The 23,313-nt window shown below is 41.6% G+C and carries 21 protein-coding genes and 1 other annotated feature (1 of these 22 cut by a window edge); of the genes, 15 read left to right on the forward strand and 6 right to left on the reverse strand.

Annotated features, from left to right (window positions below; translation table 11 throughout):
* Positions 1–27: a binding site (T-box leader), on the reverse strand (it extends 256 nt beyond the left edge of the window).
* A gap of 197 nt (positions 28–224) precedes the next feature.
* Positions 225–650: a hypothetical protein gene (locus MKX34_RS13575; protein WP_036686349.1), complete on the forward strand. Its 426-nt coding sequence runs from the start codon at positions 225–227 to the stop codon at positions 648–650.
* Between the two features lie 150 nt (positions 651–800).
* Here the strand turns inward: MKX34_RS13575 and MKX34_RS13580 are convergent, their stop codons facing one another.
* On the reverse strand, positions 801–1,184 hold the full coding sequence (locus MKX34_RS13580; RefSeq protein ID WP_036686351.1) for a winged helix-turn-helix transcriptional regulator: 384 nt from the start codon (positions 1,182–1,184) through the stop codon (positions 801–803).
* 224 nt (positions 1,185–1,408) lie between these two features.
* Here MKX34_RS13580 and MKX34_RS13585 point away from each other — a divergent pair, with 224 nt between their 5' ends.
* Together MKX34_RS13585 and MKX34_RS13590 are read left to right on the forward strand one after the other, a co-directional pair.
* Positions 1,409–1,945 carry a sigma-70 family RNA polymerase sigma factor gene (locus tag MKX34_RS13585; RefSeq protein WP_076297728.1) on the forward strand — a complete coding sequence of 179 codons (537 nt, stop codon included), beginning with the start codon at positions 1,409–1,411 and terminating at the stop codon, positions 1,943–1,945.
* Positions 1,938–3,059 (forward strand): DUF4179 domain-containing protein, encoded by a 1,122-nt coding sequence (locus tag MKX34_RS13590; RefSeq protein ID WP_076297729.1) that lies wholly within the window; start codon positions 1,938–1,940, stop codon positions 3,057–3,059. Before MKX34_RS13585 ends, MKX34_RS13590 begins: the two co-directional genes overlap by 8 nt.
* 834 nt (positions 3,060–3,893) lie before the next feature.
* On the opposite strand, the gene MKX34_RS13595 is transcribed toward MKX34_RS13590, so the two are convergent.
* Positions 3,894–6,143, reverse strand: coding sequence for a pectate lyase (locus tag MKX34_RS13595; RefSeq protein ID WP_256717700.1), 2,250 nt, complete (start codon positions 6,141–6,143; stop codon positions 3,894–3,896).
* 167 nt (positions 6,144–6,310) lie between these two features.
* Here MKX34_RS13595 and MKX34_RS13600 point away from each other — a divergent pair, with 167 nt between their 5' ends.
* A complete protein-coding gene (locus MKX34_RS13600; protein ID WP_076104302.1) occupies positions 6,311–7,882 on the forward strand; it encodes an ABC-F family ATP-binding cassette domain-containing protein in 1,572 nt (523 codons plus the stop codon).
* 2 nt (positions 7,883–7,884) lie between these two features.
* Here the strand turns inward: MKX34_RS13600 and MKX34_RS13605 are convergent, their stop codons facing one another.
* Together MKX34_RS13605 and MKX34_RS13610 are read right to left on the reverse strand one after the other, a co-directional pair.
* Entirely contained in the window at positions 7,885–9,690 is a 1,806-nt protein-coding gene (locus MKX34_RS13605; protein WP_076297730.1) for a sensor histidine kinase, read from the reverse strand.
* Positions 9,691–9,695: 5 nt separating this feature from the next.
* A complete protein-coding gene (locus MKX34_RS13610; protein ID WP_076297731.1) occupies positions 9,696–11,324 on the reverse strand; it encodes a response regulator in 1,629 nt (542 codons plus the stop codon).
* Between the two features lie 262 nt (positions 11,325–11,586).
* Here MKX34_RS13610 and MKX34_RS13615 point away from each other — a divergent pair, with 262 nt between their 5' ends.
* The 11 genes from MKX34_RS13615 (at position 11,587) to MKX34_RS13665 (ending at position 21,983) form a co-directional block, all read left to right on the forward strand.
* A complete protein-coding gene (locus MKX34_RS13615) occupies positions 11,587–12,978 on the forward strand; it encodes an extracellular solute-binding protein (RefSeq protein WP_076297732.1) in 1,392 nt (463 codons plus the stop codon).
* Between the two features lie 129 nt (positions 12,979–13,107).
* Positions 13,108–13,956: a sugar ABC transporter permease gene (locus tag MKX34_RS13620; RefSeq protein WP_052097471.1), complete on the forward strand. Its 849-nt coding sequence runs from the start codon at positions 13,108–13,110 to the stop codon at positions 13,954–13,956.
* 12 nt (positions 13,957–13,968) lie between these two features.
* Complete coding sequence (locus MKX34_RS13625; RefSeq protein ID WP_076101717.1) at positions 13,969–14,856, forward strand: carbohydrate ABC transporter permease; 888 nt, start codon at positions 13,969–13,971, stop codon at positions 14,854–14,856.
* Between the two features lie 57 nt (positions 14,857–14,913).
* Entirely contained in the window at positions 14,914–15,831 is a 918-nt protein-coding gene (locus MKX34_RS13630; RefSeq protein ID WP_076101719.1) for a dihydrodipicolinate synthase family protein, read from the forward strand.
* Between the two features lie 8 nt (positions 15,832–15,839).
* Positions 15,840–16,526 (forward strand): N-acetylmannosamine-6-phosphate 2-epimerase, encoded by a 687-nt coding sequence (locus MKX34_RS13635; protein ID WP_076135587.1) that lies wholly within the window; start codon positions 15,840–15,842, stop codon positions 16,524–16,526.
* 16 nt (positions 16,527–16,542) lie between these two features.
* On the forward strand, positions 16,543–17,526 hold the full coding sequence (locus MKX34_RS13640; protein WP_076297733.1) for an ROK family protein: 984 nt from the start codon (positions 16,543–16,545) through the stop codon (positions 17,524–17,526).
* 691 nt (positions 17,527–18,217) lie between these two features.
* Positions 18,218–18,505, forward strand: a complete 288-nt coding sequence (locus MKX34_RS13645; RefSeq protein WP_038570504.1) for a hypothetical protein — start codon at positions 18,218–18,220, stop codon at positions 18,503–18,505.
* A complete protein-coding gene (locus MKX34_RS13650) occupies positions 18,450–18,908 on the forward strand; it encodes a PQQ-binding-like beta-propeller repeat protein (RefSeq protein ID WP_076179036.1) in 459 nt (152 codons plus the stop codon). Before MKX34_RS13645 ends, MKX34_RS13650 begins: the two co-directional genes overlap by 56 nt.
* A gap of 11 nt (positions 18,909–18,919) precedes the next feature.
* Complete coding sequence (locus MKX34_RS13655; protein ID WP_076141486.1) at positions 18,920–19,501, forward strand: hypothetical protein; 582 nt, start codon at positions 18,920–18,922, stop codon at positions 19,499–19,501.
* Positions 19,502–19,744: 243 nt separating this feature from the next.
* A complete protein-coding gene (locus MKX34_RS13660; protein WP_076297734.1) occupies positions 19,745–20,473 on the forward strand; it encodes a DUF4163 domain-containing protein in 729 nt (242 codons plus the stop codon).
* Between the two features lie 103 nt (positions 20,474–20,576).
* Complete coding sequence (locus MKX34_RS13665; RefSeq protein ID WP_081383574.1) at positions 20,577–21,983, forward strand: GNAT family N-acetyltransferase; 1,407 nt, start codon at positions 20,577–20,579, stop codon at positions 21,981–21,983.
* Positions 21,984–22,038: 55 nt separating this feature from the next.
* Here MKX34_RS13665 and thyX read toward each other — a convergent pair whose 3' ends face one another.
* Complete coding sequence (thyX, locus tag MKX34_RS13670) at positions 22,039–22,755, reverse strand: FAD-dependent thymidylate synthase (RefSeq protein WP_076297735.1); 717 nt, start codon at positions 22,753–22,755, stop codon at positions 22,039–22,041.
* Positions 22,752–23,288 (reverse strand): GNAT family protein, encoded by a 537-nt coding sequence (locus tag MKX34_RS13675; RefSeq protein ID WP_076297736.1) that lies wholly within the window; start codon positions 23,286–23,288, stop codon positions 22,752–22,754. Before MKX34_RS13675 ends, thyX begins: the two co-directional genes overlap by 4 nt.
* Positions 23,289–23,313: the final 25 nt, after the last annotated feature.

Raw genomic sequence — 23,313 nt, forward strand, 5'->3', positions numbered from 1 at the left:
CTACTTACCCTTTGTCATCGTTGTTCATGATATGTGAATTATTGTAATTCTGAACAGGGGTGTTGTCAATGAGTGGAAATCGTATGGTGATTGATGAGGTATCTAGGTTTATATGATATAGCAAAGTATACCTTAAATGTATATAATCATCAGGAATTTAGTCCAATCTATCATTGCGGATTCACAATATACTACTCTATAACCTTGAAATGGAGTGATGATAAATGGCGACAATAATAAGTTATGGGTCACAGGCAAAAATCCCGTTAGATCCGTTTACTACAGCTATAACGGTTGCAGGGATTCCTGGAGCTGGAGCGGGTCTAGCCACAGCGCAAGTAAATATTAGTCCGGCTAATCCGGCTTCTTTCTCCAGTAGAGTCGAGTTAAATGGTAGTTTTAGTCTTACTGCACTTGCTAATAGCCAATTTCTTGTTATCATCCGACGAGCTGGAGTCGATATTTATAGATCCTTTTATCGTTTTACTACTATTACTGATATTCAATTAAGTGCTCAGTGGGTTGATGGTGCTTATATTGGAGTCCACAATTATGAATTGGTAATTCAGAATGATAGCAACTTGCCTATAAATCTATTTGGACCCATATCATTCACAGCAACTGCTATTGGAGGAGAGGGCGTAATTTAAGTTATGTTCCTGTGCGCCATTCAAGGGACGGGTGAATCAAAGCTTTGGACAGTTGAATCGATCTGATTCAGCTGTCCTTTTTTCATGAACGTATAATTGAAGTACAACTCTCGCAGCATAAATATCCAACCATACCCTTGATAGAGCGGTTTATTTATTTAAAATGTTATCCTCTAAAACAGCGTATTTATCGCCGAATTGCTTAATGATATGTTGTTCTCCCCAATTACATAATGCAGTCAAAATATCGCTTAAACTATCACCATATTCACTAAGCTCGTATTCTACTTTTGGTGGAACCTGATTATAAACAATTCGGTTGATGATTCCATCTGCCTCGAGCTCGCGTAGCTGCTGGGTTAACATTTTTTGAGTAATGCCGGGCATCAACTGTTTTAACTCGGAGGTGCGTTTTTTGCCATGAGTTAAATGACATAGAATTACGCATTTCCATTTCCCTCCGATGACCTCTAGTGTGGCTTCAACAGAAATATTGTATTTTTTCTTGACAGTTGTTGTTGGTGTTGTTGTCATGATAACCTCCATGGTATGGGTACTTTTTAGTACCTATGGCACTTTTAAGTGCGTACTATTGATTATGTCCAATTTAACCTATCATAACATTTTTCGTTCAATTTTTATAGAATGCTATAATTTAGAGAGCTTTGGGCAAAAAAAGTTAAACGAAACAAAAACCGTTTCTATACCTCCCCCGTCTTAATCTATGAAAGGTTGAAGAGGGGAGGCTAAGGAAGGACATGACGATGACTAATGCAGAAATGAAAAAAGTAACGATTCTTGATACTCGGAGCGAGACGGATTTTTACGATTCGATATTGGTACATAGAGAACAACTGTACAGTATTGCTTATAGTTACTTGCAGAACCGAAACGATGCGCTGGAAGCGATGCAGGAAATGACTTGCCGGGCCTGGATTAAAAGAAAAACATTAAAGGACCCCAAAGCATTCAAATCATGGATTATTCGAATTCTAATTTATGTCTGTATAGATGAACAAAGACGAAGAAAACGTTCCATGCCGCTGGTAGATGAAAGAATAGGAGAACAGGTCACACATATTGGCCATCATCGGATGGAAATGTTGTGGGCACTTGAGCAGGTTAAGCCCAAGTATCGCCATGTGCTGCTGCTAAAATACTACAACGATATGACCTTGACTGAGATCGCTAACATTATGAATAAACCCGAGGGAACGGTTAAGACTTGGCAACATAAAGGGCTCAAGCAGTTGCGAACCATCATAAAGAATCGGGGTGAATGGAACCATGAGTAGTCAAGAGGAGCTTGCCATGTTAAGCGATGCCGAACGTATCCCACAAGAACAAAAAATAGAGAATGCAGCCGCTCAAATCTATGCGATCCAAGCAGGCTTGGAATTAGGCAAGAAACGTGGCAGAAGGTTAATGTTCACAAAAAGCGCGATGTCTGTGCTGGCGGCTGCAGTGATGATAGCGGGCCTGCTGTTCTTCAATCCAACCCAGCTGATGCCACAGCAAGGGACTTCGAGTGCTGAAACGTTCGATTGGGGCGTATTGGAGCCTTTTAAAACATTGGCTGCAGCTGATATTGATGCTCTTACTTTAGAGTCTGCAATCCGGAATGATTATGTACAAATCGTTAATAAGAGTGCTGAATCAAATGGATATAAAATTACTCTGAATGCTGTGCTTGCTGATGAAAACAAAATCATGCTGCTGTATACAGGGACAACAAGTGATGGTCAGGAAGTGTACAGTGTAAATAGTGTGAAGCTGACAGATGCTGAAACTGGACGAGATGTAATGGAGGAGAATGGGAATAGAGGCGGAATGGGAGCACACGCAGAGGGAACCATATATACTTGGCTCGGCAAAACTGTATTTTCACTGGACCGAAATAAACCAAGGCCAACAGACGTAGTGGCGGATTTTCAGATTGCCTCTGTAGACCCGGGAATGTTAAGTAAACCGAAAACAGGAACGGTTTTATCTGACATGCGGTATTCTGATCGTTTAAAAGTAAACTTCTCTATTGATCCTAAGTTTTGGGAGCTGAAGACGGAGACGTTAGTTGTGAACCACCCTTTCAAAATTGACGGACAGGAAGTAAAACTAGCCGAAGTCGAGCTTTCTCCGTTAAGCATAGCGCTCAAATTTACGATAAATGAGGAATTGCAAACGGATTGGATCGTCCGAAATGAACTGTTTCAAAAGCTCCCCTATGAATTAACTGCGCAGGTTGGGAAGCACGACATTAAAATTAATCCGAATTCTGGTAGTGGAGCTGATGATGGATTTATAAGTTACTTCAGCAGTAATGTGTTGGATCACCCGAAGTCACTGCGTTTGAAGCTTAGTGCGGGGGCAGATCGAGAGAAAGAAGAGTATATTGATATTCTGAAAAAATGAGCGGTAAGCGATATTAGTGAATATGCGTTGGAAGTCGTAATATAGAAAAAGGCCGCTGGTTGCGGCCTTTTTGTTATTGTTGGGACATTATACTAACTTTGTGAGTTACCATTAACACCAAACGCATCACTTGTTAATGAGAACAAACTCCTAATGCTCCTATTTGGACTGTATGTGCATAATGCTCCTCACGGGCTACAGGCTCTTAATGTTCCTCAGGCTTCTCACGTTTCACAGGCTCCACACGTTTCACAGGCTCCTCATGTTCTCAGGCTCCTCACGTTTCACAGGCTCCTCATGTTTTACAGGCTCCTCACGTTTCTCAGGTTTCTCATGTTCCTCATGTTTCTCACGCGCGTAACACTCCTAACGGACTGTATTGCAACTATTTTGGCTTTTTTGACCATTTTGCTGAGTTTTCGGACTGCATAGCTCTTATTGGTCTAAATCTACACCAAAATTAAGCATATTGGGTTGAATAGCTGCATCTGAGTCCGATAGCACTGCGAAATGCCCGGATTCTTCGAAAAAAGGGCTCCTGAGTCCGAACCATCTGGCCTCGTAAATACTGCACTGTTAACTGTAAAATCGTCGTCTGACCTCGTAAATACTGCACAGTAAACAGTAAATCACCGTCTGAGCGTCTTAGCTATTTCGGCAGAACAAAAGTGGCGTTAGTGCGGCGTTAGTGCGGTACAAAAGTTTGCTAATCTGGCGCTAATATGGCGCTAATATGGTGCAAAGGTGGCGCTAATGTGGCAACTAAGTTAGTAACTTTTCTCGTTGTAGTTATGGGAGTATGTGTTCAGTGATTAGTTAGTCGCATTAGTCGAATTAGTTACTGTAACTTGTTTTCAACCATTCCTCGTTTGACCAGGACAATTTGCCAGCCCCTGAACCGTCAACAGCGGTAAGTCTAGATTTTAGACTAACTGGGTCATCTGAAGTGTAGCTATAAGGTAGTGTTGTGAATCCGTTCCATGCAAATGCTTTAACGGCAGCGGGTGCAGGGGAGAGAGGGCTGTTCTTAGATGTACTGTCTCCTCTGAATGTTGCTCCATCTAGTGAATAGATCGTATCTAAAGCTGCGATTGCACCCGTATATTTGCTATTACTCGCATCCGCTTGATTGTTGCGAAGTGGATTCACTACATCAATGATTACAGAACTTTCAAGTAATACAGCTCCTCCTTCTGTCGAGATTGCTCCGTTACTTGTAACCCCGAAATGATACCCCTTGCTTGAGATCGCTTTTTCCATAGCGGAGGTTAGACGTTTTTTAGCCAATCTGGTATCTTCGTTGTCCATTACAATGTTATAGGCATGCGCATTACCACTACGAAGGCGGGGCATGCGGTCTTGTATATCTTTATAGTAGTTGTGATGGAGCGTCACAGAAAGAAGCGCATTATCAGCTGCAAATTCTGTTGCGCCTATTAAATGGCCCTTTTTTTGACTAGCGGCAATCGCAATGATGTCGTCTTTACTTAGGCCAACTGAGCTGCTTCTTAAATAAGCGTACATGGGATAAGCAGCCTTGTTGGCTTCCATAGCATTAATTTGCTGAGTAACCCAGCTGTTTGCGTTTCTATCATCCCCTAAGAAGGAAGACCATGAAATGGTGACGCCGTTGCTGCCTTTTTTAACATCGACAACTCCGTCATAAGATTTATTGAAGGTGCAGTGGTCGATCCATACGTTGTTGCTATTCTCAATGGTGATGTAGTCCCAGTCATTTTTATCGTAATTTCCTTTGGTTGCTTCATCCCATTCCCACAGCTCATCAAATTCAAGGTTGCGGATGATGACGTTAGAGCTTCTTTTAAAAGTAAAAGCGGCATGTTTAATGGTTGCACCCTTAGCAGAGAAAATGGTCAAACCGTCGAAGTTGTCTATAGACACTTTGCTGACACCAGTCTCTATTAATACGGGATGTGTTAAAGCACTGTTATGAGCGCTAAATGGGGAGATCTTTGTCGCATCAGAAATTTCATTCCATCCCAGATCCAAGTCGTTCATAATTTCAATAACCTTTATTTTGGATCCTTTTCTCAGTGCAGTGGCAAGATCTTCTGCGCTATAAACCTTTTTATAGAGTGGACTGGTTTCTTGGATATTTCCACCACCTGTTGTTCCTGTGGCAAACCCAGCCAAATCATATTCACTAACCTGTACCGGTGTAGGCGTTGGTGAAACAGTTGGTATCGGCGTAGCAGTAGGTGTTGGTGTAGCAGTCGGAGTCGGTATTGCAGTCGGTATCGGCGTAGCAGTAGGTGTTGGTGTAGCAGTAGGTGTCGGTGAGGCAGTTGGTGTCTGTGAAGCAGTCGGAGTCGGTATTGCAGTTGGTGTCGTCGTAGCAGTAGGCGTTGGTGTAGCAGTAGGTGTCGGTGAAGCAGTCGGAGTCGGTATTGCAGTTGGTGTCGTCGTAGCAGTAGGCGTTGGTGCAGCAGTCGGTGTCGGTGTAGTGCCATTGGTGTCAGAAACGGTCACGTTGTCGAACATCGTAATTGTCTTAAAGGTAACGAGCCCTGCTGTACCTTTTTTTAATTTGGAATCGGAAGCTGAGAGCTCCAGCGTATCATTTACATACATGTTGATGGTATTTCCGCTCATTTCAAGTTTTACATTATACCAAACTCCTGTTTGCAGAGTGTAGGGTTTGCTGGTCAAAGTTGTAGTAGATCCAGAAACCTTTTTTCTGATTTCCAGCATGCCATCATTATTATTATACAAAGAAGCTGCATAAAAATTATTTCCATCTATGTATCTGCCTGCAACATAAGTTCTGTTTGAGCCATTAAAATCAACTACTTTTACATCCGCTTCCACAGTGTAATCGCTCCAGGCTGAATCACCTGCAGAAGTACGTCCTTCTTTTGTGGCAGACTGGTAATATACGCTGTTGCCTTCGTCCTCAACAATAGTCCAATTCCCACTAGTGGATGTCCATAGATTATCGCCCTCTTCAAAGCGGTCTTGGAAGAAGGTAGAAGCACTTGCCGGATACACAATAAAAAGAGAAAATAGCAGGGTAATGCACATAATAACACTCACATTTTTCTTGAATGATTTTAGCAAACTCATTGTAATCCTCCTTATGTATTTATAAATTTATATTAATATAAATACATATATCGGAAATAAATATAAGTAATAATATGATTATAAAGTCCTTTTTTTAATTAGTGCTATAATAGCTTTTTGGGTATTCAACGATGAATTCTGATCTATACGAACTAGGAGTGATAGACTTGAGCGTAATCCGAATGGAGAACGTAACTAAGAAATATGAGAATACATTGATCTTTCGAGATATTTATTTTCGTGTGAGCAAGGGTGAACGTATTGGCTTAATCGGACGAAATGGAGCAGGTAAATCTACTGTTTTTAAGCTAATAATGGGAAAAGAGGAGCCAACGGCAGGAAAAGTAGAATTAGATCCCAATGTGAAGATCAGCTACTTCTCTCAATTTTCGGAGCTTTCCGGGTCTTTGTCTGTACAACAAGAGTTAGAACTTTGCTTCGAAGAGGTAGCACGCATTGAACAGGAGCTTAACCAAATAGGAGAACAGCTTGGGCAGGTGTCGGATGATGTCCAGATGAATGTACTTTTAGAGCGCCAAGCTGAGCTTTTTGGACAAATGGAGCATTTGGATGGCTGGAATGTATCTGTGGAAATCAATACGGTGCTGACTAAATTAGGATTCGATGAGAGATCGCGGCATCAACCTGTAGAGGAGTTATCCGGAGGCTGGAGGAACCGCGCGGCACTGGCTAAAGTCTTAATTGAAGGACCTGATGTTGTATTGCTCGATGAGCCTACTAACTTTTTGGATATGGAAGGGATCGTATGGTTGGAGCAGTGGCTGCACCGTTTCAATGGGGCGATGCTTCTGGTCTCTCATGATCGGCAATTTATTGACAGAGTGGTCACGCGGACGATAGAAATCGAGAACTATCATTTCCAGGAATATGAAGGGAATTATACCGATTACGTTCGTAAAAAGAAGATGCGCAAAAAAGTGCTCGATCGGCAATTTGAGTGGGAAGAAGAACTTCTCCTTATGGAGTCTGAGGCCATTGAAAACCGCGGTAGTAAGAAGTCCTCTAAGGATCGTCTTTCGCGTAAGCTAACGGATATGAAAAAACGAGTGGAACCTCATCCAGTTAACGTATTAATCACTGATATCTATAGCAATTTACGTTTTCCTGACAAGCTGGGGGAAGTGAAGCGGGTTGGACAAAGTTATGATGGCCGCTCCATCTTCCAGAACATTAGCTTCGATATTCAAAAGGAAGACCGGATAGCAATCGTGGGTCCGAACGGCAGCGGAAAGTCGACACTCATCAAAGTACTGACTGGACAAGAAGCACCGGAATCGGGGGAAGTGACTTGGGAACGCGGGGTCAGCTATGCGTACTTTAATCAGATGTGGGATGAGCTGGATCATAAAGATACTGTCAGCCATGCCGTAAATGTTTATGGACTGGGACTGGACGCACCGCGGAAAAAGGTGAATAAATTTCTATCGATGCTGCAATTCTCGGAAATGGATCTGAGTAAAACGATTGGCAGCCTTTCAGGTGGACAGCAGGCCAGAGTGGCTTTAGCGAAATGCCTTCTCTCCGGAGCTGCTGTCATTATTTTAGATGAGCCCACTAACCATTTGGATTTAACTAGTATTCAGGTGATGGAGCAGGCGTTGATTCATTTTCCTGGCGCTGTAGTAACAGTTAGTCATGATCGGTTTTTTATTGATAAAATAGCGACGAAAATGCTCACCTTTGATCCTGAATTAGGCATTACTGAGCAAAATGTCTAGGATTACGCGGGAAGACGGATGATCACTGTCGTTCCTTCCCCTACGTGACTGGAAATTTCAATTCCATATTTTTCGCCAAAATGAAATTGAATACGATCATGAACATTTTTAATGCCAATATGTTCCTCATCTAAGGTATCTGAGGGTTGAGAGAGACGGAAACGAAGCTGTTTAAGTTTCTCTTCCTCGATGCCAATGCCGTTATCTTTAACGATAATCAGCATATCATCCCCCGATATCACCGAGGATACCTCAAGCAGACCTGGTTCACTGCGACTTTCTAGGCCGTGTACGATAGCATTCTCTACGATGGGCTGCAAGGAGAAGTGCATGACCTTAACGATCTCGCATTGCGGATCTAGCTGTTCCATATACTGTAATTTATCCCCAAAACGTAACTGCTGAATTTTCACATATAGCCGGACATGCTCAAGTTCTTCGCGCAGGGTAACGGTGATTTTCCCAGTCTGAATATGAATCCGAAACAATCTGCCCACGATTCCCACCATCTCGCCAATCTCTCTTTGCCCATTGATGATGGCTTTCATTTGAATTGATTCAAGGACATTTGCCAGAAAATGAGGATTGATTTGGCTTTTGAGCGCACCATACTGGGCTACCTTTTGTTGAGCCTTGGCCATCGATGATCGCTCAATATAGTTTTGCAAATCTTTTACCATTTTACGAATTCCATTATATAGAACCCCAAATTCATCTTGGCGGTTACTGTACAAATCCACATCGAAATTACCCATCCCCACCAGCTTCACCTTCCGGCTTAACAGAATAATAGGTTTGGTTACGCGTTCCGAGAGGATATACATAAATAAGAGTGCAGTGACAAGCGATAAGAGCGCTAAGGTTAAAATGATTTTGCCAAGAAAAGAAGCCTGCTTAGTCATCTCTTTTTCATCAATATATTGAATGACCTTCCAGTTGGAGTAAGGAGAAGTAACAAAATTAATATACGAATTCTTGTCATCAAAAGTACCATATAAGCTTCCGGCGTCGTTTTTCATAAAAGTATTAAGCGCCTGTTTGTCGATGGGGATAGGCTCTAAAGGACTCGTCTCCAATGAATCTGAACTGTAAACATTGCCCCCCTTATCGTCTAAAATAATAAATTTCCGCTTGCTATTCTCGGACAGCTTTAAGATTTCCCGTAATGAATCCAGCCGGATATCGATTAACATGAGACCTAAGGGCTGCTTGCTTCCTTTTTTATTAATGACTCTGGCGATGGAGATGACGGATTGTTTGGAATTGGTGCGATAGAAGGGGAGGTGACTTCCAAACAGGATTACGCCCCCCTTTTTTTGCTGCGTCTGTAAATACCAATCCTCTTGGGTGTAGTCCTTCACATCATAATCCGCACGATTGAAATTGGCAGAATAGAATACACGTGACCCCGCGAAAATCTGCACACTGTCGACATTTTTAATCGTCATTTCAATCCCGCTGATGAATTGTTCAATCGTGTTTCCATACTGAATACTTAGATCATTCCCGATATTATCTTTGTTGATAGTCCAATGCTCGAGAGCGGTTTGTAATTGACTATCTACTTGGGCATTAAGGGTCCCTTTTTCAATACTTTGCAGGTACTGGTCGATGTTGAAAGAAAGATTATTAAGGATAAGATTAGAGCTGCTTTGATATTCATTTTTGACGGCTTGATTTGAAAATATATAGATAATCGCGGATATAATTAGCAAAGGAATAGTAATGGTCAGGATCATCAGCACAAAAATCTGCCGATTGACATGCCGCATCCGATAGCGTTTTTTTGGCTGGTTTATTTGCATCATTTTGCTTACCACCCCGATTGTTTTCTATAGTCTGATGGGGTCATGTTGGTAAAAATCCGGAACGTTTTAACGAAATGCTTATAGCTTTTGTAACCACACATTGTGCAGACATCGGTCACCAGAATCTCCGGTTTTTTTAAGCATTCCTGCGCGTATTCCATACGGATTTCGGTTACAAATCGCATATAGTTCTTATCGATTTTTCTTTTGAACAGACGACTTAAATAAGAAGGGTTATAGAAGAAGCGATCCGCTACCATTTGTAGAGTAATATCTTGATCAATATTAGCTCTAATGAAGGATTTAATATGTTCAAAGATAATTACATCCTGCTGATGGTTATCCGTCAGACCTTCGGTATAAATGTTTCCCAAATGAACCATCCAATTACCCAGCCATTCGAACATGACCTCAAGGGAGTGGAAATCCTCTACAAAAGTGAGGTTTAAGAGTTTATCGCTGTACACACCATCCATATGAATCTGATTTTTATTAGCGAAGCGGATAATGACACTTATAATTTCTTGTAAATACGCAAGCCATAGATCAGGTGAAGGGCCATCTGTTTTATGCAAAATATCTTGTGCCAATCGTTGCATTAATTGTAGAATCTCTTGTTTATTGGCATTTTCGATGCAGGAGATTATTCGTTTCTTATCGTTGTCATCTAGTTGAATAAGCGTTGGTTTAGTAGCTGTGGCGCCTGCCTTTATGGATGAGATATGGAATATATTGCGCTCTTTCTGATAGAAGCGCTGATATAACAGCTTTTCAGACTCGTGAAGTAATGAAGTGATTTGAGATAGTTCGTTCGTTACTGTGCCTATAGCAAGATAAAGGGAAAAATGATGTTCTAGTGTAAGCTTGTTCAAATGCTGATCGAGTTCAGTAAGTACTTGTGTCTCAAAAGGGATAGTGCTCGTTGCAGTCTGTGATCCCATGACTATTAGCCCGTAAAGTTTGGATTTAGCAGAATATGTAAAAATAGATCGTGGCAGATCTGCCGGGAGATAGGCCTCCGTAGCAAGATGTATAAACTTAGTAGCCTGTTCTCTCATCCACAAGGTGGATTGTGAAGGAGTTTCTCTGATAAGGAAACCTGCCAAAACAAAAGGGAGATACAAATAATGTTTACTTTTGAAACTACATAATTCAGCGATTAAATTAGTGTCCATTGCAGGTTGTTCTTCTTCCAGTAGTAGCTTTATAAGTTGTGAGCCTTCCAGAGTAGAACGTTTTCTTTGTTCTTGTTGTTTAAGTTGCAGCTTGTTCATGCATTCTTGAATCACGGTTAGACTTTCTTCATATTCCAAAGGTTTGAGCAAAAAAGCATGTACACTCCCAAGTTTGATGGCTCGTTGAGCGTATTCGAAATCATTAAATCCCGTCAAAATGATAAACAAAGTATCAGGAAGGAATTGGCGAAGCTCTTCGATCATCTGAAGACCATCCATTTCGGGCATGCGAATATCAGTGATCACTAAATCTGGCTGCTCACGCAGTGCGGTAACGAAGCCTTCTTTTCCATTCTCCGCTTCAACAATACTTTGAACACCAAGCTCCTGCCACGAAAAGTAATGTTTTAATCCCGTCCGTATTAACGGTTCATCCTCTACAATCATAAGCTTGTACATGAAATCCCTCCGGAAGACTAGATTTATAGTGGATTATTCAACATCGATACCATCAAATGTAAGTTATAAGCTAAAAATTAAAATAATTATAGGTGAAATATGTAATGTATTATAACATTGAAGAGGGACTGAAAGAAGGTATAGGTCAGAATACGACCCTAAATGTAAAAGGAGTGGGATTCTCCTAAATTTATAATTGATTTATGATTAGCGCAAGGAATGATAAAGCATTTTATTCCACAAAAATAATAGGGGGTAGCACATGAGAGCAATGAAAAAAGGGCTAATGAGCATTGTTGGTGTCGCACTTTTAGGTACACAGTTAGTTGCATGCGGAAATACGAATACAGCGAATTCCGCCAATGAACCAAGTAATAATACTGATAAGAGTGAGCCCGTGGCCACTGAGACTGCTGCTAAACCAGTAGAAATAACATGGTGGAATTTTCCGAGCTTTCAAGCTTTAGATGGTGAAGTTGGCAAATATGAGAAGGAAATCATTGCAGCTTTTAATGAGAAGAATCCGGAAATTAAAGTCAACCTTGAGATGATCACCTTTGAAGGCGGCCCTGAAAAACTGAATGTGGCGATTGCTTCGAATACCGCACCTGATGTAATTTATGATGCTCCTGGACGGATTATTGACTGGGGTAAAAAGGACTTATTAGCACCTCTTAATGATATGGTGACCGATGAAGTGAAAAATGATATTTCGGAAGCCTTTTGGAAGCAGTCTAGTGTTGGCGATGAGATCTTTATGTACCCGATCAATACAGCTCCTTTTATGATGGCGGTAAACAAGACCGTTTTTGAGAAGATTGGCGCGTTAGATTTGCTTCCTCTGGATAAGGAAGATCGAACTTGGACGTTTGAAGAATATAAGAAAGCGCTGGAAGCTGTTAAAGAAAAAGCACCTGATGTTATCCCTACCGGATTCTTCGCGAAGAGCCAAGCTGGAGATCAAGGAACTCGCGCATATCTTGCTAACTTAGGTGTATCCAGATTTCTAAATGAAGATAATTCCGCAGTCGCGATCAATACTGATAATGCTGCGAAAGCGTTGGATTGGATCGTTCAAGCTACAAAAGATAAACTTAGCGTTTCTGGTGCGGCTTCCCTTGCGGCTGCTGACGTGAATGACTTATTTTTGCAAGGAAAATTAGCCTTTACACTTAACTATTCTGCAGTACTTAAAGCTCAGAACGTATCTAAAAAAATGGTTGAATTCGAAGATGTTCTGCTTCCTTTCCCTACTTTAGATGGATCGGAACCTAAGCTTGAACCTTACCTCGGCGGTATGGCTGTATTCAATAATGGTGATGATGCCAAGATTGCAGCTTCTAAGAAGCTGATTGATTTTATCGCTAATGACCCTGTATGGGGTAAGAAAAACTTGATTCAAACAGGTGGTCTGTCTGTTCGTAATTCGATTACAGGCCTCTATGATGATGCAGAGTACAAATACGCTGAGTATGCTCGTAAATTCACAACAGATGCACCTACCATTGCCGATGGATATGCTGATATTCGTACTTTCTGGTTCCCTGAATTACAACGTGCTTTAACTGGAGGCGCAACCGGTAAAGAAGCTTTGGACAGCTTTGCTGCAAAAGCAAACGAAGCGATTACAAAAGCAAAGGCTGCAATGAAATAAAAAAAGTGAATGGTGTCCAAAAGAATAGAGTGCGGGAAGCACTCTTTTCTTTTTAAATCATCGAAGAAATGGGGAAGGACTGTGGGGACAACGGTTCGCAAAATAAAAGGTTATGTGATTCGCGACTGGATGATGAGTTATCTCTTTTTAGTGCCGGCATTTGGGTTTTTCCTGCTTTTTGTAGCTTATCCGATGGTGAAAGGGGTCTATATTAGTTTCTTCGATTATTCGTTGAGAGATTTCAGCTTTATTGGCCTCGATAATTATATCTCCTTAATAAAAGATGATAATTTCAGGAAGTCGATGGGAAATACATTATTGCTTGTACTCATAACCGTACCTATCGTTATTATTTTCTCGTTATTTATCTCTATGAATATTTATAAGAAAAAAGAGTTTGCCAGATCGTTTTTCCGCGGAGTGTTCTATTTGCCGGCTGTATCCTCGGTCGTAAGTATCACAGTCGTTTGGGGCTGGATCTATCATCCGAACTATGGGATTCTAAATTATTTAACCAGCTTTTTGGGAATGGAGCCTATATCCTGGTTAGGAGATACGAGGACTGCACTGCTTGCAATTATCGTGGTTCTGATAACGACCTCTGTAGGGCAGCCGATCATTTTATATGTGGCATCTATTGGGAACATTCCTACTTCTTACATAGAAGCAGCTGAGATTGATCGAGCGACGCCTTGGCAGATTTTCCGAAAAATATTATGGCCAATGCTAATGCCAACGAACTTATATATTATCGTGATTACCACGATCAACACCTTTCAATGTTTTGCGCTAATTCAGCTGCTCACCTCGGGTGGACCTGTGTATAGCACATCGACTGTAATGTATGGCGTTTACGAACAAGCCTTTATGCTCGGTCATTTTGGATATGCCTCGGCGATGGGTGTCATCCTTGCGATTGTGATCGGGATCATTTCTATCATTCAATTTAAATACTTTGGCAGTGATGTTGAGTATTAAGGAGGGGACATCATGAATTCTACGAATCCGTTAGAACTGAGAGCACCTATTGGCCAATCTAAGAAAGTAAGCAGATGGAAAAAAGAATTGACGATTCCAAAAATATTAGCCACCATCCTGTTGATTCTGGCAACGTTGTTTTTTATCTTCCCTTTTTATTGGGTGGTTTCAGGGGCATTTAAGCTTCAGACTGTAGCAACAACGATCCCCCCGGAATGGTTTCCGGCTAAGCCGACTCTGCAAAACTGGACCGAGTTATTTAAGAATCCCGTTGAGCGCTGGATGTTTAATAGTTTCATCATTGCTTTTTGTGAAATGGCAGCGATTTGTATCGTTTCTTCCTGCGCTGGATATGTGCTTGCCAAAAAGTCTTTTCCTGGCCGAGGGATTATTTTTACGATGTTTGTTGCCGCAATGGCATTGCCTAAGCAAGTTATTCTTGTCCCGCTGTTTACGATGCTTGCAGATTTTGGTTGGGTCAATACGTATAAAGGGCTTATTTTACCGGCGATTGGCTGGCCATTTGGAGTCTTCCTAATGAAGCAGTTCGCGCAGACCATTCCAGGAGAATTGATTGAAGCAGCCAAAATAGATGGCAGCTCTGAGATTCGTTTGTTCGGCACCATCATTTTACCTTTGTTAAAACCTGCAATAGGGGCACTGGCCATCTTTACCTTCATCACTTCTTGGAATGATTATTTCAGTCAGCTGATCATGACCAGATCGACTTCAATGATGACATTGCCACTTGGGGTAGCGACTCTTCGGGGTGAATTCACAACAAACTATGGACTGCTTATGGCGGGTGCTGCGTTAGCCTCTATTCCTATGATTGCAATTTTTCTAATGTTCCAAAAAGCCTTTACCCAAGGGATTACTATGGGGGCTGTAAAAGGTTAATTATTCTTATAACAACGAAAATTAGTAGTATGAATTAAACGACGGAGGCTGTAATTTATGAAATCATATGAGCTTGAATCCTTTAAAGGCATTATTATCGCTATGTACTCCAGTTATGATGCTGAGGGGGGAATCGATAAAGAAGCAGCCCGGAAATTAGCTCGTCATTATGCTACTACCGGAGTAAAAGGTCTTTATGTTGGCGGAAGCTCTGGCGAAGGTATGCTGCAATCTGTAGAAGAACGCAAACAAATGCTCGAGGCAGTTATAGCAGAGGTTGGAAAAGAGCTTACAATCATTGCTCACGTGGGTGCTCCATCTACAAGAGACAGTGTTGAACTTGCTATCCATGCTGAGAAAGTTGGCGCACACGCAGTATCGGCTGTTCCAGCGATTTATTATCGTCTGTCACCGGACAGTGTTGAAAGTCATTGGCAGGCGATTATTGATAGTACGGCGCTTCCATTTATTATCTATCACATCCCGCAAACTACAGGCTTTCAATTATCGAAAAGCTTGCTGATTAAGATGGCAGCTCAGGATAAAGTAATCGGGGTGAAAATTTCGGCGGAGAGCACGTTTGAGCTTCAGCAATTTAAAGCCGCAGGCGGGAAGGATTTTCTAGTCTTAAATGGACCTGATGAGCAGTATTTGGCGGGCCGCAGTATTGGGGCAGATGGCGGGATTGGTGGAACTTATGGGGTGATGCCCGAGTTATTCCTAAAGGTGGAACAATGTTATGTGCAAGGAGAGATGGCTGAGGCGCAGAAATGGCAGTTCATCATCAATGAGCTCATTGTTGAATTGCTATCCTTTCCTTCATTATATGGTGCGTGTAAAGCGATCCTTAGTGTGCGCGGATTTGAAACAGGTCAGCCAAGAATGCCACTTTTGCCGATTAAGGATTCCGATCAGGAGCGGGTAGAAGCTCTGAACAATAGAATATTAGACTATATTCTTGAAGCGAAGGGATAGGGTTAATAATGACTCGAATAAGTGATATCTTTCCGGTGAAAGGTCTGATTGTTTCCTGTCAGGCACTTGAGCATGAGCCGCTTCATGGTGGGGATACAATGGCTAAAATGGCAAGAGCAGCGGTTCAATCAGGAGCTATAGGAATCCGGACAAATGGTGTTCCAGATATTGTAGCTATCAAAAAAGAAGTAAATGTACCGGTCATTGGACTTATTAAACGGGATATACCCGGATCAGCCATATTTATAACACCAACCTTAGATGAAGTGAAGGCGATTGTTTCTGCAAAAGCAGAGATTATTGCGCTTGATGTAACGAATCGGGAAGAACGCTTAGAGTCAGTAAAGCCATTAATAGAATATGCACATCTGAGAGGTGTGCTGGTTATGGCGGATATTTCGACATTTGAGGAAGGGCTTGCCGCCGAGAAATTAGGTGTGGATTTCATTGGTACCACGCTTTCAGGCTACACCCCATACAGTACACAGCAGGAAGGACCGGACCTTGTCTTAATTCAACAATTAAGCGGATCTGTGAACATTCCTGTTGTTGCGGAAGGACGTATATGGACACCGGAAGACGCAGCAAAAGCTAAGAATGCCGGGGCATCATATGTTGTTGTAGGAAGTGCAATTACTAGGCCACAATTAATCACTTCGAGATATGTTAAGGCCGTGAGCAATGTCAATGACTGACGGAGGTGAGTCCGTGATGGAAGGGTATGATCCTCATATAGAATATGCGATCGGAGTAGATATTGGCGGCACGAAAATTAATGCCGGACTCGTCTCTTCACAAGGGGACGTTTTACCTACTGTAAGCTTAAGCACATTGGCTGGACAGAGGAAAACAATGGATCGCATTATACTAGCAATTCGGACATTAATGGATGAAATAACAGCACAACAAGCGGGAATTCAGCTCCAAGGAATTGGCGTAGGATCGGCAGGGCAAATGGATTGGGAGGCGGGGCGTGTCCGCTCCGCTTCGGAGCTTATCCCTGGCTATGCTGGCACAGCTTTGAAGGATTTACTTCAGACACAGTTTCAACTTCCGGTAATCGTTGATAATGACGTGAATGTATTAGCATTAACAGAGAAATATTTAGGCTCAGGCAAAGGGGTAAAAGACTTTATCTGTCTTGCCCTTGGTACGGGCGTGGGTGGAGCGATAGTCGTAGACGGCCATCTTGTTCATGGTTCTTGGGGTGGGGCTGGAGAGTTAGGCCATATGTCCGTAGATTTCAAAGGACCAGCATGCGTTTGTGGTGGAACAGGCTGTTTGGAGCAGTATGCTTCAGGCACAAGCATCGCACGTCGCATGCGCGACAAGCTTTTATTACATAACCAGTCTCCAGAGAACGTAGACTCACGGGAAGTGTTAGCGAGATGGAGGGCGGGTGACTCTCTGGCTACAGAGTTAATGGAAGACACGATTGCTGCGCTCGGATCCGCGCTCGCTTCATTAATCCATATTTTTAACCCTAAAGTCATCGTCATTGGCGGTGGAGTGGCTGAAGCAGGCGAACTTTTATTTGAAGGCATTAGAAGAGAAGTAAAGAGCAGAGTAATGCCATCGATGCTGGAAAATGTTCGTATTGAAGCGGCCTATCATGGTAATTTATGTGGAATGATCGGAGCGGGGCTGCAGGTGTGGGAGTATAGCCCCAATAAAGTAAAGAGAGCAGAGCTATAAGGATCTATGCACAATCTATCTGTATAGAAAGTCACGGGGAGCAATACGTAGAAGCATTTAATTGTAATTCGTACAACTATATTTCTCGAATCCCTCAAGCCGATGGATATAAGTGTATTTTGTACAGCTATTTTCTTGATTTACAGCCTTAGTGGTGGCTTCTCGTGTTTTTAGTTGTATAAAATGCAACTAAAGTCAAAATGATTGCATTTGCCTACGAAATAACTGTATAGAATACATTTATTCTATTCCTCAGATTCCCCTGAGATCCGGTGTAATTGAGCCATTGAAGATTGATTAGTGTTTTGGGATTGATTAATTTTTTAAATAATTAAGTTAGAACCACATGTGAATCCATGTGGTTTCTTTTATTAGTTATAGCCCACCCCAGTACCCAATGCCGAATGAACCCTTCGTTCAACCATCAACACAACTAACCCATGTTATAGGAAGCAGTTTTTCGCTTTTTACGTTGAATTTATGATGGTGATTCATTAATGTGAGTATATCACACGATATCGCTACGACGAATTCAATGTGTCCAAAGACTCGGGGAAATTCGACCTTAACTGGTCCGGCTCGGATAAACTTGTTTGACCAAACCAGCCTAGCTAAGATTTTAATTAGGCTTAAGAAATACAAGATATCCAATTTGTATCCCTTAACTTATATAACAAAGGATGGGCAAACTATGGTCGATTATAATAACAACGAAGGAATAGGCGGTTTTCAACAAGGTAGCTATCGTCCATTAGCCATTCATCCCATTGATGCGAATTGGACCAGACAATCCCGATTCAGAGCTCCAACATCGCTTTCAGTTTTGAAGCGAGTTGTTGACTCGGGGCGGCCGGATTTTTCATATGGATTAAGCTCGTTTACAGTGGATGAACAAGGGAGAGCCATTTTAGCTGTGGGGCAGGGTGATTTCGAGCTTAATCATCAATACGGCAAACCATATTTACCTGTGTACATATGAAGATGAGTCACAAATTATTGGGAGACTCTATGCTTTTGACGCGGATGGAACCATAAGATGGGTTTACAAGTGCTCGTCCATATTTTGGTGCGATCCGGTTATTTCCCGTGAAGGAATCATATATGTTGGTCAAAATGTGAATTCCAAACTTTATGCTTTTAGTCCTGATGGAGAGTTGTTGTGGGAGAAACGGATGGGTCAAGGAGAAGGGCACCGTCCCCCTGTCATAGATCAGGATGGGGTTATGTATTGGTGTCTTTCTAGCCAGTTATATGCCATTGCTCCGGATGGCGAAGTGAAATGGATATACCAACCGGAGGAAAGTTACGTTGACACCAGCCCTTCCCTGGGCGCAGACGGTAATTTATACGTAAATTTGACCGGCGGAGAATTCATTTGTTAGGTGGTTGAATAATGGGAACTTCATTTGCTAATCTCCACGTGTTTACCAACGATAAGGAAGCCGTGCTGAAGAGCTTGAAACGGCTAAGACCTAAAGGAAGCTACTACATCGGGCAGTCCCAAGGCTGGACAACAGTACTGGGGGAGAAATTCAACTGGGAAACGATTGGTGAAAGCGCCAGATCTTTGTCTAACTTGATCTCTTCCCTTGTACTTGCTATAGGATACTTTGATGATGAAGTGTTGGAAATTTTCATTTATCAGAATGGGGAAATACTGGACAGATATGCTGGAGGTGATGTTCTAGAAGAATATGAAATGGAGCCGGAGACTTTTGACTACGCTGCAGTCGTCGAACGTTTGGGGTTGACCGTTTCGCCCGATTCTTTGGGTGTCATGTTCCAGAATGATGATGTCCGGGAGATTGTAGAGCAACTGGAGACTGTTGTGCCTGCTCCGCTTATTCTGAAATATGACTGGATAGAGGACGATGAGTCGCTTTGTCGGGAATTTGTTCACGTCCGCAGAGACCTTCAAACTATCAAATCCCAAGGGGATTTGCTCCGGCACAATGAATTATATAGTCCTAATTAGAAAAGTATTTTTTTTATAAAATGCTATAGATATGATAGGGAAAGCTAAATGAAAGGGAATTTTTCTTTTATAGTTCATGATGAAAATATAGATTTTGAGGAAATAAGTAAAAGGTTAGATCTATCACCAACTTCAATTATTAAAAAGGGGCAATACATTAGAGATGGTGGGAGAACAAAAGCGCTGTAGCTCAAATCATAATTCAATTTTGATGGAAGGAGCATTAATATTAAGAAAACCACCATGTTATCCATAATTCTTGCTGTAGTAATGTGTGCTGTAACAGCTTGTACTAACAAGGAGCCGACACTTGAAAACCACATAAACGAAACTAAGCTAATCGAAAATCAACACAGCATTTCTTATGAATTATCTCCGGAGTTATATACTTACAATGAACAAATTAATATTAACTATCCGCAAATATCTATTTTTGGAAAACCGAATGAACAAGAGAAGTTAAATGAAATGATCAAGGAACGTGCTTATAGTTATTTGGATAATTACTCTCCGGAGGAAAAAGAGACCTTTAGTTTAGATATGGATTATTCTGTATCTTTAGAAAATGAGGGCTTACTAAGTATTCAGTTTTCAGGATACAGTTATGTTGAAGGTGCTGCTCATCCTGTAGATATTTTTGATACTATAAATATTGATATGAAGAAATTTGAACCCCTACAATTAACTGATATCGTGACCATCGATGCGGAATTTTTGAAGGAGCTGAAGGAAAGTGAACTTCAATCCGATATTATTGAGCAAAAGAATATTCTTACTGAAAGATCAGATGAGGAATGGCTGACTTCACTTCAGCACGCAGATACTAGTGAAGCGGATATAAGATGGTACTTGACGGAGAATATGCTGGGGATAAGTGTGCAGATTTCTCATGCTATCGGAGATCATGCTGAGTTTGAAATCAAGTATGACAAACTGAAGCCTAAGCTGAATACTTTTTTCTTCCAGAAATAATAGAGCCTATTAAATTCCCTTGATTTAATAGAATAATTTACCGATAATGTTAATGGGGAACCCAGAATCAAATCCGTCATGAAGCAGGAGGCACTATCGGACAATGATGACTTTAATGAACATGGTGCGGGGAACGGAGAACGATCTTCCTGCTAAAGAAATGATTAAGTATTGGAATCATGAGCCTGGAACTTTAAAGATGGTAAGGGCCAGTAGCAATTTTATTTATACCTTTCAGTGGAATGGTAAACGCTTTTATTTAAGGTTTACTCATGAAGAGGATAATTCTGCAGACAATATCCAGGCAGAGCTGGATTTTATGATGTATTTATTAGAGCAAGGTTATGAGACCGTCGCTCCTGTGCGTTCTAAGTCTGGCAATTGGATTGAAACGTTGTTAACGAATCACGGGCGATACCACGGGGTAGTTTTTGAACAGGCCCAGGGTGAATATGTTTCACTTGATGAGATGAAGGAACCTCATTTTTATCAATGGGGCCAATCGCTTGCACGTCTGCATAATTTTTCGGAAACCTATGCACCGAGCACGCCTTATCGCAAAAGCTGGGTCGATTCATTGAATTTTATTTATTCCGTATTGAGCAGGCATCCTGAGGAGCATAAGGCGCTTAAGGAATATGAGCGGATTGAAGCTTGGTTATCAGAGCTCCCTTTTGGAGTGGGGCATACTGGGCTCGTACATTATGATTTTGAGATGGATAATATCTTTTATATGCAAGAAGAATCCCGCTACAGTGCCATCGATTTTGATGACTCTATGTATCACTGGTTTGCGATGGATATTACATCGGCGTTAAGAGACCTGACGGAATCGGATGATGATGAAAGTAGAAGAAACATTGATGTTTTTATTAGTGGATATAGATCGGTTAAGCAGCTAGATGATGAGTATATTAAGATGATACCTGAATTTCAAAGATTTGCAGACTTATACAGTTTTGCTAGATTACTTCGGTGTATGGAGAATTCGGATGATTCTATTTTCCCGGATTGGGCGCAACAGCTTAAACTGAAATTAGAAAGAATTTGTGACCGATTACGAACCGGCTTTCAAGCACATATAGTGCTGAAGGATATCACGGAAAAAAATTGGTACGCTTGTACTCAATTAGAAGTATCGGATGCGCAAAAGTCTATTTTCCCCGTACCGGTGGTCTATTGGTTAGCAGAAGCAGCTTATTGTGGTATGACCCCGCTCGCTTTATATGCTGATGAGGAATTGGTAGGTTTCTCTGTGTATAGCGTAGATCCTGAGGATGGAAGTTATTGGATTATGGCTTTTATGATTGACCAGAAGTACCAAAACAGAGGTTTAGGCAGAACGGGTATGGATACCTTAATTCGTTATATTAAAGCAGAACATCATTGCGACAAAATCGTTATTGGCCATCGGATCGAGAACGAACGTGCTTCGAATTTATATACATCACTCGGGTTCGTTGAAGTCAGTAGGGACGAGGTTGAAGTTATACGAGGGTTGGTAGTGTAGAAAGGGAGAAGCCGCCAAAGGTTTGGCGGCTCTTTTTTTATATAAGGAAATTAAATTAATCTACAGAGCCGGTAGTCAGCAGCTGATCAAAAGAGACAGGGAATAGTGGCTCAATCAGCGATAGAATTGCTTTTGCATACTCCTGAATTTCTTTCTGAGCGTCATGCTCCAGTCTTTGATTTAAAAAATGAGCTACAGATTGAACTGAAGCTGTCCAGTACCAACGAACGAATAATCCATAAGCAGGTAGAAACAGTCTTGCTTGTTCAGCACATATGCCATCTGCTAAAGCTGCTTCATACTTAGATAATCCTAACTCGGTGTATTCTTGAAGCTCGCGGGTGTATTTTTCACCAAGCTCCCATGCAATGATGCCGCCACTGCCTTGTTTGGAATTCTCTGGTTTGGATCTCCATTCTCCCGCAGCAGGTTGATAAAAGACGGGTTCTTCTGTAATGTATCTTCTGCTGGATTCGTTCCAGGCTTCCAAGCTATCCCCAGTACCTTCGTAATGAGCAGAACCGACTACGTATTTCCACCACTGTCTCGCAACCATTAATGGGGCATAAACCTCAAATTGAGTGATGGCATGGCGGAAAGGAGAGGTATGTCCTTCACGGGCAAGGAATTTTATTAGTTTAATATCCCGATCACTAAGCTCAAAAGATTGTTTAGCATAAGATACACGCGCAGCGTTAGCAACCGTTAAATCTGAGCCCATATGATCTACTAATCTTACATAACCTTCATTTAAAACTTTGATTGTTGTCAATTTAATGTAGCCTCCTTTTCCAAAGCAGAGTAAATGAACTCGTCACACCATTGTTGATTGCAAAATCTAGTCTCTCTGAGGATTCCATCCCTAATCATTCCTGCTCTAATCATAACTTTTTCAGATTGAAGATTCTCTGCATTGGCATATGCAACGACTCTATGGGCATTAAGAGAGCTAAAGGCGTAACCTATCAGTGTTTTGACGGCTTCAGTCGCATAGCCCATTTTCCAGTATTCTGGCAGTAGGACCCAGCCAATCTCCCATTCTCTGATCTCTTCCCAATTTAACTTTATACTTACGTTACCTATGGGTGTCCTATTTTGCTTAGTACATACTGCTAAATCATAATGCTCACGCGGATCGCTGGTAGTCTGAGTCAGAATCGACAGGAAGTTCTCTTTAATTTGTTTGGCATCTGGTGCGGAGTTTTCATATTTGTGAGACAAAGGATTAAGTTCCAGTTCTTCATAAAAAGAAAAATCATCGCTTGTATAATCTCTTAATATCAATCTGTCGGCTATTATCTCCACTGGCTAACACCTCCTAATCCATGAT

Origin of the sequence: Paenibacillus sp. FSL R5-0636 (genome assembly GCF_037974255.1) — a bacterium.
In the GTDB taxonomy this organism is placed as follows: Bacteria; Bacillota; Bacilli; order Paenibacillales; family Paenibacillaceae; genus Paenibacillus_AQ; species Paenibacillus_AQ odorifer.

Coding starts and splice junctions, on each gene's coding strand:
- MKX34_RS13640 (WP_076297733.1), top strand. CDS start 16,543: ATGGAAGGGTATGATCCTCATATAGAATATGCGATCGGAGTAGATATT.
- MKX34_RS13630 (WP_076101719.1), top strand. CDS start 14,914: ATGAAATCATATGAGCTTGAATCCTTTAAAGGCATTATTATCGCTATG.
- MKX34_RS13615 (WP_076297732.1), top strand. CDS start 11,587: ATGAGAGCAATGAAAAAAGGGCTAATGAGCATTGTTGGTGTCGCACTT.
- MKX34_RS13660 (WP_076297734.1), top strand. CDS start 19,745: ATGTTATCCATAATTCTTGCTGTAGTAATGTGTGCTGTAACAGCTTGT.
- MKX34_RS13625 (WP_076101717.1), top strand. CDS start 13,969: ATGAATTCTACGAATCCGTTAGAACTGAGAGCACCTATTGGCCAATCT.
- MKX34_RS13610 (WP_076297731.1), bottom strand. CDS start 11,324: ATGTACAAGCTTATGATTGTAGAGGATGAACCGTTAATACGGACGGGA.
- MKX34_RS13605 (WP_076297730.1), bottom strand. CDS start 9,690: ATGATGCAAATAAACCAGCCAAAAAAACGCTATCGGATGCGGCATGTC.
- MKX34_RS13635 (WP_076135587.1), top strand. CDS start 15,840: ATGACTCGAATAAGTGATATCTTTCCGGTGAAAGGTCTGATTGTTTCC.
- MKX34_RS13665 (WP_081383574.1), top strand. CDS start 20,577: ATGATGACTTTAATGAACATGGTGCGGGGAACGGAGAACGATCTTCCT.
- MKX34_RS13655 (WP_076141486.1), top strand. CDS start 18,920: ATGGGAACTTCATTTGCTAATCTCCACGTGTTTACCAACGATAAGGAA.
- MKX34_RS13585 (WP_076297728.1), top strand. CDS start 1,409: ATGACGATGACTAATGCAGAAATGAAAAAAGTAACGATTCTTGATACT.
- MKX34_RS13590 (WP_076297729.1), top strand. CDS start 1,938: ATGAGTAGTCAAGAGGAGCTTGCCATGTTAAGCGATGCCGAACGTATC.
- MKX34_RS13620 (WP_052097471.1), top strand. CDS start 13,108: ATGATGAGTTATCTCTTTTTAGTGCCGGCATTTGGGTTTTTCCTGCTT.
- MKX34_RS13575 (WP_036686349.1), top strand. CDS start 225: ATGGCGACAATAATAAGTTATGGGTCACAGGCAAAAATCCCGTTAGAT.
- MKX34_RS13645 (WP_038570504.1), top strand. CDS start 18,218: ATGGTCGATTATAATAACAACGAAGGAATAGGCGGTTTTCAACAAGGT.
- MKX34_RS13595 (WP_256717700.1), bottom strand. CDS start 6,143: ATGAGTTTGCTAAAATCATTCAAGAAAAATGTGAGTGTTATTATGTGC.
- MKX34_RS13580 (WP_036686351.1), bottom strand. CDS start 1,184: ATGACAACAACACCAACAACAACTGTCAAGAAAAAATACAATATTTCT.